The sequence below is a fragment of the Streptomyces sp. NPDC051555 genome, assembly GCF_044454405.1.
Taxonomy (GTDB): Bacteria; Actinomycetota; Actinomycetes; order Streptomycetales; family Streptomycetaceae; genus Streptomyces.
Genome location: NZ_JBITDP010000001.1, coordinates 737,670 through 749,299 on the forward strand (window position 1 = coordinate 737,670; position 11,630 = coordinate 749,299).

An 11,630-nucleotide genomic window follows, 5' to 3' on the forward strand; every position below is an offset into this window, starting at 1 on the left:
CGCTCACGCCCGCTCCCCGTGCGCGTCCGCTCCCGCGTCGGCGCCGGTGTCCCGTGGCAGCCGGGCCACGACCCGGAAGCCGCCGTCCGGTCGCGGTCCGGCCTCGATGGAGCCGCCCCGGTCCGCGGCCCGTTCGCGCATGCCGGTCAGCCCGTTGCCGCTGCCGCCCGGGTCGCCGCCCGTGGCCGGTCCGTCGTCGTCGATCCGGAGCTCCAATGCGCCGGGCGGGCGGGTGACGCGGACCCGCGCCGTACGGGAACCGGAATGCCGCACCACGTTGGTCAGCGCCTCCTGGACGATCCGGAACGCGGCCAGGTCCGTGCCCGGTGACAGGCCGCGACCGTCCGCGGCGCCCTCCAGGGAGACCGTGAGCCCGGCGGACGCGGCCTGGGCGAAGAGCTCGGGGAGCCGGTCGAGTCCGGGAGCGGGCGTACGGGGTGCCGCGCCCGGGGCGCGCAACGTGTCCAGTACCTGGCGGACCTCGCCCAGGGCCTCCTTGCTGGCGGCCTTGATGGTGCGCAGCGCGGTACGGGCCTGCTCGGGATCGGAATCCAACAGCGCCAGCCCCACCCCGGCCTGCACGTTGATCACGGAGATGCTGTGGGCCAGTACGTCGTGCAGTTCGCGGGCGATCCGCAGCCGCTCCTCGTCCGCCCGGCGCCGCTCGGCGACCGCCCGTTCGGCCCGTTCGCGGGCCCGCTGCTCCCGGCGCACGCGCACCACCTCGGACGCGGCGAGCAGGGCGAGCACCCAGGCGATGACCGGGCCCTCGGCCGCCCACGACGCGGGCCCGTCCCCTGCGGGCGGCAGCCACCGGTAGAGCCAGTGCGCGATCGCCAGGTGCCCCGCCCAGAGCAGCCCGACGGAGGTCCAGGCGGCGTACCGGCGCCCTGCGACCACGGCGGACAGGCAGGCGACGGCCACGCTGAAGAAGACCGGACCGTAGGGGTATCCGCCCGCCAGGTAGCCGAGCGTGACCGCGCAGACCCCGCCCACCACGGCCGCCGGGTACCGGCGGCGCAGGACGAGCAGGAGCGGACCGAGGAGCAACAGGATCCGGCCGGGCCAGCCGAGTGGTTCCCGGTCCGGTTGCAGGTGCTCCACCCAGCCCGTGCCCACCTGCGCGACCACGGCGACCAGCAGGGCGGTCCGCCAGGGCGGACCGAGCCGCATCCGGGTCCTGGTCCTGGTCCGTCGTGCCCCGTGCTCCCGCCGCGCCCCGCGCTCCCGCCGTTCCTCCATGCGGCCACGCTAGAGGGCCCCGGGGCCCCGCGTCGTCCGCCGGGCGGTGCGGGCGGGCGTACTCCCCGCGGAGTACGTCAGCAGGTGAACGTGACGAGGCGGAAGCTCGCGTAGTGGTCCGCGGTGTAGTAGTCCTCGTCCGTCCGCTGTCCGGTGATGATCCGTCGGGCGCCGCGGGTCGGCGCGCCCGGGGTGACGACCGTGTACTCGTGGTAGTACCCGGTGGTGTGGCTCGGCAGCAGCCGCTCCCGGTTCTGGAAGACGACACCGTCCTGGGAGTACGGGAACGGACCGCCCGCGTCGATGAGGTCGAGGGTGTCGTGGGCCTGGGACGGCAGGGCCGAGTAGCAGACGGTGCCGACCGCCGTGACGGAGGCGGCGGAGACGGAGCGGGGCGCGGCGGACCCGACGGACGCGGGCGACGCGGTGGAGACGGCCGAGGCGGTCGGCGCGACGAACAGGGCGAGGGAGACGGCGGCGACGCCACCGAGGGCGGCCAGGCGCGGGGGGATTCTCATGTGCCCATCGTGGCGCTCGCGCGGATACCGTCGTCAACATCAACTCCCTTGATTTCCACGCCTGTTCACCGGTAGGGCGACGGTCGGGGCGCAAGCGTCCCCGGAGCTTCAGCGGGCGGACACCCGGCGGGTCCGCTCGGCTGCCCGCCGCGGGGGAGACAAGGGGGTGCACAAGCGTTTACCGTGAGGGTGAACGCTTGTGCACCCCGCTTCGGGGACCAGTGTCTGGAGCCCCGTGCCCGCCGTGCGACCCGAACCCGACCCCGAACCCGACCCCGAGTCCGAACCCGAGTCCGAACCCGACTCCGAACGCGACCTCGAACCCGACCTCGAACCCGACCCCGAGTCCGCGTCGGAGTCCGCATCGGGCCCCCGACCCGTGTCGCGCCTGACCGTCCCCGTGCTCGCCTTCTGCGGCGCGGTCGTCGCGGTCATGCAGACCCTGGTGGTGCCGCTCCTCCCGCACGTCCCCGACCTCACCGGAGCCACTCCCGGCGCGGCCGGCTGGCTCGTCACGGTCACCCTCCTGACCGGGGCGGTCTGCACGCCCGTACTCGGTCGGGCCGGTGACATGTACGGGAAGCGGCGCGTGCTCCTCGCCTCGCTCGGCGTGCTCACCGCCGGATCCGTGCTGTGCGCGCTCACCTCCGCCATCGGCGTCCTGATCGCGGGCCGGGCCCTCCAGGGGGCCGCGCTCGCCGTCATCCCGCTCGGCATCAGCATCATCCGCGACGCACTCCCGCCCGAGCGGGTCCTGCCGTCCATCGCCCTCATGAGCTCGACCCTCGGCATCGGCGCCGCGATCGGGCTCCCCGTGGCGGCCGTCGTCGTCGAGAACTTCGACTGGCACACCATGTTCTGGGCCTCCGCCGCCCTGGGCGTGCTCGACGTGGTCCTCGTCCTGTGCTTCGTGTCGGAGTCCCCCCTGCGCACACCGGGTCGCTTCGACGTCATCGGCACCCTCGGGCTCGCGGCCACCCTGGTGGGGACGCTGCTCGCGATCACCCAGGGGGCGCAGTGGGGTTGGGCCTCGGCGCGCACGCTCGGGCTGCTCGGCGGCTCGCTGCTGGTCGGGCTCCTGTGGGCGCGCTACGAGCTGCGCACCGCTTCCCCGGTGGTGGACCTGCGGGTCTCGGCCCGGCCGGCGGTGCTGCTGACCAACGTGGCCGGGCTGCTCATCGGCTTCGCCTTCTACGCGAACTCCCTGGTCACCGCCCAGCTGGTGCAGGAGCCCACGAGCACGGGCTACGGCCTGGGCGCCTCCATCGTGGTCAGCGGAATGTGCCTGCTGCCCGGCGGCCTGGCCATGGTGGCCCTGTCCCCCGTCTCGGCGCGGATCTCCGCCACGTACGGCCCCCGGACGGCCCTCGCGCTGGCCGCCGCCGTCATGGCGCTCGGATACGTCGTCCGCTTCTTCACCAGCCACAGTCTCGGGCTGATCGTGGCCGGCGCCACAGTGGTCGCCTCCGGCACCGCGATCGCGTACTCCGCGCTCCCCGCGCTGGTCATGCGGGCCGTGCCGGTGACCGAGACCGGCGCCGCGAACGGGCTGAACACCCTGATGCGTTCGGTCGGGCAGGCGTGCTGCAGCGCGGTCGTGGCCGCGGTACTGGCGCACGTCACCTTCACCGTCGGCGGGCGCAGTGCCCCCACCCTGCACGCCTACCTGCTGATCTTCCTCATCGCGGCCGGCGCCGCCCTCGCCGCCCTGGTGGTGACCCTCCTCCTCCCCTCGGCGCGCCCCGGCGGCCCGGCGGGTAACGTCGCGGTGACGACTGCTGCGCCCGCCGCCCGGGAGACCATGACATGAGCGCGATCGAGGACCCCGCCGCGGCACCCGTCACGGGGGCCGAGGGCGAGGGCGAGGGCGCCGGGGCGGAGACGGGTCGTGACGCCATCGTGCGGGCAGCCCGCCGCGCCTTCACGCTGCGTCCGTACGCCGAGGTCACCCTGCGCGGCATCGCCGCCGACGCGGGGGTCAGTCCGTCGCTGATCGTCAAGCGGTTCGGCAGCAAGGAGCGCCTGTTCAACACGGTCGCCGATTTCCGCCCCGCCGCCGACGCCCTCTTCGCCGGGGCCCCGGACGCGCTCGGCCGCCACCTCGTCCTGACCATGGTCCGGCTGCGCGACGAGCTGCGCGGCGACCCGCTGCTGCGGGTGGTCTTCTCCCTCGGGAACGACGACGAGCGCACCCTGCTGCGCGACCGCTTCCGCGAGCAGGTCACCGGTCGGCTGGCCGCCTCCCTCGCCGGTCGGGACCGGGAGCTGCGCGCCGAACTGATCGCCGGTCAGTTGCTGGGGCTGGGCGCCACCCTGAGCCTGCACCGACCCGACGGCGCGGGCTCCCGTACGACGCCGGAGCGGCTCGCGGAGCTGTACGCGCCCGGGCTCCAGCGGCTGATCGACGGCGGGGCGGGCTGACGGCGAGCCCTGACGGTCGGGCCCCGACGGCGAGGCCGCCCGACGGTCGGGCCCGGCACGACGCCCGGGCCCGCCGCCCTCCCGCTCACTCGAAGCGGCTGGGGTCGCCCGCTCCGCGGCGCACGATCTCGGCCTCGCCGCTGGAGAAGTCGATGACCGTGGTCGGCTGCGTCCCGCATTCGCCCGAGTCGACGACGATGTCGACGACGTGGTCGAGACGGTCCTTGATCTCCCAACCCTGGGTCATCGGATCGGGCTCGTCCGGCAGGAGCAGCGTGCTCGACAGCAGCGGTTCGCCGAGTTCGGCGAGCAGTGCCTGGGTGACGACGTGGTCGGGGATGCGCACGCCGACCGTCTTCTTCTTGGGGTGCTGGAGCTGGCGCGGCACCTCCTTCGTCGCGGGGAGGATGAAGGTGTAGCTACCGGGAGTGGCCGCCTTGATCGCGCGGAAGACGTCGTTGTCGACGTAGACGAACTGGCCCAGCTGCGCGAAGTTCTGGCACACCAGGGTGAAGTGGTGGCGGTCGTCGAGCTGGCGGATCGTACGGATCCGGCTGACGCCGGCCTGGTTGCCCAGCTGGACGCCCAGCGCGTAGCAGGAGTCCGTGGGGTACGCCACGAGCTGGCCCGCGCGGATGCTGTCGGCGACGCTGCTGATCGTGCGCTGCTGGGGGTTTTCGGGGTGTACATCGAAATACTTCGCCATCCGCCGAGCGTACGTGATCAGCGGCGCCCCGCACCCCGCAGGGCAACGGTGGCCGTGCGTTCGGACACCCCCGCGTTCGGGGCGCAGTAAATCGAGCAGATGTTCGGATGGCGCGGTACGCTCGACCCATGCGCGGCCTCCACGGACTCCAGGGTTCCCTCTTCGACCAGAGCGACGAAACGGCGCTCGGCCCGCTCGCCGGCCTGCGGCGCACCGTGCTCGGGGCCGGTGCCTGGGTCGACCACCTGCCCGGCTGGCTGACCGGGGCGGACGCCCTGTTCGAACGGCTGGCCGCCGACGTGCCCTGGCAGGCCGAGCGGCGGCAGATGTACGACCGCGAGGTGGAGGTGCCCCGGCTGCTCGCCTTCTACCGGGCCGACGACCCGCTGCCCGACCCCGTCCTCATCGAGGCCCGGGAGGCGCTGGGTCGGCACTACGCCACCGAGCTCGGCGAACCCTTCGTCACCGCCGGCCTCTGCCTCTACCGGGACGGGCGCGACAGCGTCGCCTGGCACGGGGACCGCACGGGACGTTCCGCGACCCAGGACACCATGGTCGCGATCGTCTCCGTCGGCGACCCGCGGGACCTCGCCGTCCGCCCGCGCGACGGCGGTCCGACCCTGCTGCGGTTGCCCCTGGGCCACGGTGACCTCGTGGTCATGGGCGGTTCCTGCCAGCGGACGATGGAGCACGCGATCCCCAAGACCGCCCGCGCCGTCGGCCCCCGGATCAGCATCCAGTTCCGCACCCGCGGGGTGCGGTGAGGGCGCGACGGCGCGGCGGTGGGCGTGGCCGAACGATCGGGGCGGTCCGCAGGGCCGTCCAACGGGTGGAAGCCTCCGTCGCCGGGGCGCCGGGCCGGGCAGGATCATCACCACGAGCACCGCACCGCACCGGCTCCCGCACCCGCACCCGAGAGGCTCCCGTGACGAACGTCGACGTCCCCGGCTCCAAGTCCATCACCGCGAGGGCGCTGTTCCTCGCCGCCGCCGCCGAAGGGACCACCACCCTGCTGCGCCCGCTGCACTCGGACGACACCGAGGGCTTCGCGGAGGGCCTGACGGCCCTGGGATACCGCGTCGAACGGCAGCCGGGCGCCTGGACCATCGAGGGGCGCCCCGACGGACCGGCGGTGGCCGAGGCCGACGTGTACTGCCGCGACGGCGCCACCACCGCCCGGTTCCTGCCCACGCTGGTGGCCGCCGCCGCCCGGGGCGAGTACCGGTTCGACGCCTCCGCCCAGATGCGCCGCCGCCCCGTGGCCCCGCTCACCCGCGCGCTGCGGGAGCTGGGGGTCGACGTACGGCACGGTGACGTCGAGGGGCACCACCCGCTGACCGTCACCGCGCAGGGGGTCAAGGGCGGTGAACTCACCCTGGACGCAGGGGAGTCGTCGCAGTACCTCACCGCCCTGCTGATGCTGGGCCCGCTGACGGAGGCGGGCCTGCGGATCTCCGTCACCCGGCTGGTCTCGGAGCCGTACGTCGACATCACCACGACCATGATGCGGGCGTTCGGGGTGGAGGTCGGGCGCGAGGACACCGCCGGGGGCAGGATCTACACCGTGCCGCCCGGCGGGTACCGGGCCGCCGCCTACCCCGTCGAGCCGGACGCCTCGACCGCGAGCTACTTCTTCGCGGCGGCCGCCCTCACGGGCCGGGAGGTCACCGTGCCCGGCCTCGGCCGCGACGCCCTCCAGGGAGACCTGCGCTTCGTCGAGGTCCTGGAGCGCATGGGCGCCACCGTGCGGATCGCGGGCGACCGGACGACCGTGGCCGGCACCGGTGAACTGCGCGGCTTGAGCGTCAACATGAGGGACATCTCCGACACGATGCCCACGCTGGCGGCCATAGCGCCCTTCGCCTCGGGGCCGGTGCGCATCGAGGACGTCTACAACACCCGGGTCAAGGAGTGCGACCGGTTGGAGGCGTGCGCGCAGAACCTGCGGAGCCTGGGCATCGACGTCGCCACCGGGCGGGACTGGATCGAGATCACCCCGGGCGCTCCCCGGCCCGCGCGGATCACCACCCACGGGGACCACCGGATGGTGATGTCCTTCGCCGTGACCTCGCTGCGCACGCCCGGCATCACCTTCGACGACCCCGGTTGCGTGCGCAAGACCTTCCCGGAGTTCCACACCGCCTTCGCGGAGCTCCGCGCGGGCTGGGCCGAAGCGCCGGGGACGGCGTAGGTCGTAGCCGCAGGGGGCGCCCGGATCCTTTGCCTTACGGTCGACCGGCGGCCGGCCCGCCCCGGATAACGTCGCGGACATCCGAAGACCGTGACGAAAACGGCCGGTGACCTCACCGGGCCGGTAGGAGAAGTGTGCCGTGAGCCTGATCAACCTGATCGACACCGCGACGGACCTCCCCGACGCGTGGAGTTCACGCGTCGTCGGGGAGGTGGGCACCGCCTGCGTGAAGGTCCTGCGGATGGACGAGCTGCCCGTCGAGGTGGAGCGTCACGAAGGGCCCGAGGCCCTGCTCGTCCTCGACGGGCACCTCGCGCTCGAAGTCGACGGCCGCACCGTGACGGTGGCGCCCGGCGAGGTCTACGTGGTCCCGGCCGGCACGCCCCACGCGGTCCGCCCCGGCAGCCGGGGCACCCTCGTGATCGTCGAGACCCGGGCGGCGTGACGCTCCGCGCGGCCGGCGTGGGCCTCAGCTGATGAGGAAGCCCGGGGTCGGGAGGTCGCGGTGGAAGATCAGGCGGTCCCACGTGGGGTACGCGAGGTCGGTGACCGTCAACAGCCGTCCCGCGGCGTCGTGCAGGGTACGGCGCACGGACAGGCCGCTGGCCGCGGTGGTGGCCGACGGGTGCGTGGTGCGGGTCATCGTGATCGTCTCGGCGGTCCGGGCGGTCGTCGCGACGTGCTCCAACCACCGGTGCAGCGGCCGCAGGTCCTCGTCGCGGGGCGCGGTGGCCGCCCGGTCGCGGTAGCCCGCCAGCTCCGGGGTCCCGGCGACGACGGCCGGACAGAGGTACGTCACGGCGTGGTGCAGGGTCTCGCCCGAGGGGCCGAGGGTGCGGTGGTGGTGCACCAGGGTGCGTTCGCCGCCGCTCATGGAGAGCAGGGCGGCGAGCGAGGGCGCCACCGTCACGTGCGTCAGCCAGTTCTGGCTCGGGGCGGCGGGAGTCGACTGCCGTGCGGGGTGGGCGGGCGGCTGGACGGCCGACACCGACCGGGTGCCGCGGCGGCCGGTCACGATCAGGCCGTCCTCGCGCAGGTGTTGCAGGGCGGCCCGGACGGTCTGGCGGTTCACCTGGTAGCGGGCGGCCAGGACGCGCTCGGAGGGCAGTTTGGCGCCGGGGGTGCGGGCGGTGCGCTCCAGTTCCTGCCGCAGCGCTGCCGCGATCCGCTGGTACTTGGGCATGACGGCGGGGCCGTCACCCCGCGAAGGGGAGGGCATGGCTTCTCCTCGGACGGGTGGTCAAGGACTGCGCGGTCTGCTGAACCAACGTAGCAGTGGTCTATACCTTTCGGTGAGTAGGTGTTCGGCAACCGAACGGGTTTGGCCGGATCGGAACCCGGGCCGCCGCCCCGGGGATAGCGTGGTGCCGGTCTTGACCCGGGCTCGCTTGCGGCCCCGGTTCCGGCGCACGAGGGGGCAGGACAGTGGTGGACACGGCCCACGGCACGACGGCGGAGTTCGCCGGCTTCTACCGCACGCACACCGCACGCCTCGTCGCGTTCCTGCTGGTGCGGGGCGCCGACCCGGGCGTCGCCGCGCGGCTCGCCCAGGACGCGATGGCCGCGGCCAGGGACTGGACGGCCGTCGACGCCGCCGCACCGGAGCCGCGGGGCGGTCCCGCCCCGGGTCGTGACCGCGCGGGGGAGTCCCGGGCGTGGACCCACCGGGTCGCCCTCGCGGGGCTGGAGCGATCGGCGGCCGCGGACCCCGCCGGGGTGGCCGGGTCCGCGCCCCCGACCGGTGGGCCGCTGGCTCCCGGAGCGCGGGAGGCGGCGGCCCACGGCGGGTGGAAGACCCTCACCGACCGGTTGGCCGGTCTCGAACCGCGCCGTCGCCGGGTGATCGCGCTGACGGCGGACGGATGTGCGCCGGGCGAGATCGGCTACGAGCTGCTCCTGCCGACGGGCAAGGTCCACCGGACGCTGCGGTCCGTGGCACGGCTGCTGGGGGAGCCGACCGAGGACGCGCTGACCGCCCGGCTCACCGCCGCGCTGGACGAGCTGGTCGCCGTACTCGACGGCGTGCTCGACCTGGAAGCGGGGCTGGCCGAACTCGGACGCCGCGGTGACGCGGGCCCGTACGGCGCCGATTTCGCCCGGGCCTTCCCCGGGGCCTGGGGGCTCGATCCGCGGCTCCCGGTCCCGCCCTGGGCAGCCCCCGCGCCACCCGCCCCCGTCGCCGCTCCGGGACCCGGCCGCGGTCCCGAGGCGCCGCTGCGCGCCTACGCCGCGGAACTGGCGGAACTGGTCGGGCGCGACGGGGCCCACCGGGCCGCCGTGCGCGGACACCTGCCCGTGGCCGAGCTGGCCGCCGTACGCCTCGGCGCGCTCTTCGCCTTCCACGCCGACCGGTTCCGCAAGGACGCCGAGGCATCCTGGTACCGGGACTCCGGGGTCGACTTCCCCGCCGTCGACGCCCGGGCCTTCGCCGACGCGCTGACCCGTGACGTCACCAGGGCCGGCGCCGCCTTCGACGCCGTGTCCGGACCCGGCGCCGCGGCCCCGCGCCGGGCCGGCGGCCTCGCGTCGTGGCTGTCGCACGACGAGCCCGGCTCGATCGAGGTCTCGTACGGGGGCATCGAGCTGGCCGTCGCCCTGGCGGAGTTCCGCGCCGGCGCCCTCGCCGGGGCGCTGCGCACCCTGTCCCCGTCCGGCGCGCCCGACGACGGCGCCCTCTACCGGGCGTTGGAGCTGGCCGAGCTGCCGGTCCGGCTGTCGATCGGCCGGTTGCGGAACCTCGAAGCCGACCTCTCCCTGGCCGAATCGACCCTGCCCGAGGGCTACTACGTCGACATGACCCGCGACTTCGCCGCCGACGACGCACTCAACCGCGAACTGATCCACGGAGTGGACGCGATCGAGCGGACCCTCGCGGACGGCGCCCCCGACGACCGGGGCGCACCCGCGGGGCAGGGGGGCTGACGCGTGGGCGGACGCACGGGCCGCCGCACGGGCCGCCGCGGGGGCGGGCGGACGTAGGGTGGGCGCCATGCCGGAGAACACAGGGGTCGCAGGAGCCGCAGGAGCCGCACCGGACGGGGAGCCGCAACGGGTCGGCGCGCCCGACGGCGTGGACAGCGCCCGGGTCGTCTACGGGTGCATGGCGCTCGGCGGCAGTTGGGGCACGGACCCCTACGGGCCCGCGGACGTCGACGAGGCCGAGGCGGTGATCGAGGCGGCGCTGGAGAGCGGGATCAGCGTCTTCGACCACGCCGACATCTACCGGCAGGGGAAGGCGGAAGCCGTCTTCGGCGAGGTGCTGAGCCGCACGCCGGGCCTGCGCGCACGCGTCACCCTCCAGACCAAGTGCGGCATCCGGCTGGCCGACGGGGACCGCCCCGGCCGCTACGACCTGCGCGCCACGACCATCCTCCAGCGCGTCGAGGAGAGCCTCGGCCGCCTGCGCACCGACGTCATCGACGTACTGCTCCTGCACCGCCCCGACCCCCTGGCCGATCCCGCGGACGTCGCGGGGGCGCTCACCTCGCTCCGACGGCAGGGGCTCGTCCGCGGCTTCGGCGTGTCGAACATGAGCGCCGCTCAGATCGCCGCCCTCCAGGCCCACCTGGACTTCCCCCTCGTCGTCAACCAGCTGGAGATGAGTCTGGACCGGCGCGACTGGGTGGAGGACGGCGTCCTCGTCAACACCGCCGCCGCCGCGGCGAACGGCTTCCCCACCGGAACGCTCGAATACTGCCGGGCCCACGACGTCCGCCTCCAGGCGTGGGGCGCGCTGGCCCAGGGCCGCTTCAGCGGGCGGCAGGAGACCGAGGAGCAGCACGCGACGGCGCGCCTCGTCCGCTCGCTCGCCGAGGCGAAGGGCACCACGCCGGAGACCGTCGTGCTCTGGTGGCTGCAACGCCACCCGGCCCGGATCGCCCCGGTCGTGGGCACGGGTCGCCCGGAGCGGATCCGTGCCTGCCGCGACGCCGCGCGACGGGAGCCGGACCTCTCCCACGACGAGTGGTACGACCTGTGGCTCACCGCCCGGGGCGTCCCGCTGCCGTAGGACGGCGGACCCGCACCCCCTAAGGGGACGTCTGCGCGGCGGTGAGGCCGCTCTCGCCGCCCCAGGTGAAGGTGAGCCCGCCCGCGCGCGCCGCGTGTTCGAGCTGGCTCTGCAGGACGCTCATCGCGATGCTGGCGGCCTGCAGACCGTCCACGCCGTGGATCTCGTAGACGATCGAATCGTCGATCCCCTCGATCCGACAGGGGCAGATCCAGTCCCCGTCGGGATCGCCCTCCGGGCGCGGGGTGCCGAGCTGGAGCGAGACGGTGAAGGGTGCGCCGCTCTCGGGCACCGCCTCCAGCGTGCGGTGGGCGATGACGGGGCCGAGGGTGTCGCTGTCGGGCATGGTCGCTCCTGTGGTCCGCCTCCGGGCCGTCGGTTCGCGGAGCCCGGAGGTATGTCTGGAGGTGCTCGGGGTCGGCACGGGGGGCCGCGGCCCCCCCGGCCCACCACCCGACAACACAAAAACCGCAAAACAGGGTGCCACAACCCGGCCAGGAGGCAACGTCCCACGTCACAACGCACGCCCGGGGGCGGGCGGCC

Annotated in this window: 12 protein-coding genes; 7 read left to right on the top strand and 5 right to left on the bottom strand. The window is 74.6% G+C overall.

The genetic code is table 11. From position 1 onward, the window contains the following. Positions 1-3 precede the first annotated feature (3 nt). Together ACIBEA_RS03155 and ACIBEA_RS03160 are read right to left on the bottom strand one after the other, a co-directional pair. Positions 4-1,242 (bottom strand): sensor histidine kinase, encoded by a 1,239-nt coding sequence (locus ACIBEA_RS03155; protein WP_399257315.1) that lies wholly within the window; start codon positions 1,240-1,242, stop codon positions 4-6. 77 nt (positions 1,243-1,319) lie between these two features. Next, the gene (locus ACIBEA_RS03160; RefSeq protein WP_399257317.1) at positions 1,320-1,760 is read right to left on the bottom strand and encodes a ribonuclease domain-containing protein; all 441 of its coding nucleotides are present in this window, start codon (positions 1,758-1,760) and stop codon (positions 1,320-1,322) included. 379 nt (positions 1,761-2,139) lie between these two features. On the opposite strand from ACIBEA_RS03160, the gene ACIBEA_RS03165 reads away from it, so the two are divergent. Both ACIBEA_RS03165 and ACIBEA_RS03170 read left to right on the top strand, forming a co-directional pair. After that, positions 2,140-3,570, top strand: a complete 1,431-nt coding sequence (locus ACIBEA_RS03165; RefSeq protein ID WP_399257917.1) for an MFS transporter — start codon at positions 2,140-2,142, stop codon at positions 3,568-3,570. Continuing rightward, entirely contained in the window at positions 3,567-4,181 is a 615-nt protein-coding gene (locus tag ACIBEA_RS03170) for a TetR family transcriptional regulator (RefSeq protein ID WP_399257319.1), read from the top strand. Before ACIBEA_RS03165 ends, ACIBEA_RS03170 begins: the two co-directional genes overlap by 4 nt. Positions 4,182-4,266: 85 nt before the next feature. Here the strand turns inward: ACIBEA_RS03170 and ACIBEA_RS03175 are convergent, their stop codons facing one another. Further along, the gene (locus ACIBEA_RS03175; RefSeq protein ID WP_399257322.1) at positions 4,267-4,887 is read right to left on the bottom strand and encodes an L-threonylcarbamoyladenylate synthase; all 621 of its coding nucleotides are present in this window, start codon (positions 4,885-4,887) and stop codon (positions 4,267-4,269) included. A 128-nt stretch (positions 4,888-5,015) separates the two neighbouring features. On the opposite strand from ACIBEA_RS03175, the gene ACIBEA_RS03180 reads away from it, so the two are divergent. From ACIBEA_RS03180 to ACIBEA_RS03190, 3 genes are all read left to right on the top strand, one after another. Continuing rightward, complete coding sequence (locus ACIBEA_RS03180; protein ID WP_399257324.1) at positions 5,016-5,651, top strand: alpha-ketoglutarate-dependent dioxygenase AlkB; 636 nt, start codon at positions 5,016-5,018, stop codon at positions 5,649-5,651. Between the two features lie 161 nt (positions 5,652-5,812). Beyond that, positions 5,813-7,078, top strand: coding sequence for a 3-phosphoshikimate 1-carboxyvinyltransferase (gene aroA, locus ACIBEA_RS03185; protein WP_399257326.1), 1,266 nt, complete (start codon positions 5,813-5,815; stop codon positions 7,076-7,078). A gap of 139 nt (positions 7,079-7,217) precedes the next feature. Then, positions 7,218-7,523, top strand: coding sequence for a cupin domain-containing protein (locus tag ACIBEA_RS03190; RefSeq protein ID WP_399257328.1), 306 nt, complete (start codon positions 7,218-7,220; stop codon positions 7,521-7,523). A 24-nt stretch (positions 7,524-7,547) separates the two neighbouring features. Here the strand turns inward: ACIBEA_RS03190 and ACIBEA_RS03195 are convergent, their stop codons facing one another. Beyond that, positions 7,548-8,297, bottom strand: a complete 750-nt coding sequence (locus ACIBEA_RS03195) for a GntR family transcriptional regulator (protein WP_399257330.1) — start codon at positions 8,295-8,297, stop codon at positions 7,548-7,550. A gap of 209 nt (positions 8,298-8,506) precedes the next feature. On the opposite strand from ACIBEA_RS03195, the gene ACIBEA_RS03200 reads away from it, so the two are divergent. Both ACIBEA_RS03200 and ACIBEA_RS03205 read left to right on the top strand, forming a co-directional pair. Beyond that, on the top strand, positions 8,507-10,000 hold the full coding sequence (locus ACIBEA_RS03200; RefSeq protein WP_399257332.1) for a hypothetical protein: 1,494 nt from the start codon (positions 8,507-8,509) through the stop codon (positions 9,998-10,000). A 67-nt stretch (positions 10,001-10,067) separates the two neighbouring features. Then, complete coding sequence (locus ACIBEA_RS03205; protein WP_399257334.1) at positions 10,068-11,087, top strand: aldo/keto reductase family oxidoreductase; 1,020 nt, start codon at positions 10,068-10,070, stop codon at positions 11,085-11,087. A 19-nt stretch (positions 11,088-11,106) separates the two neighbouring features. On the opposite strand, the gene ACIBEA_RS03210 is transcribed toward ACIBEA_RS03205, so the two are convergent. After that, entirely contained in the window at positions 11,107-11,433 is a 327-nt protein-coding gene (locus ACIBEA_RS03210) for a DUF6968 family protein (RefSeq protein ID WP_399257336.1), read from the bottom strand. Positions 11,434-11,630 lie beyond the last annotated feature (197 nt).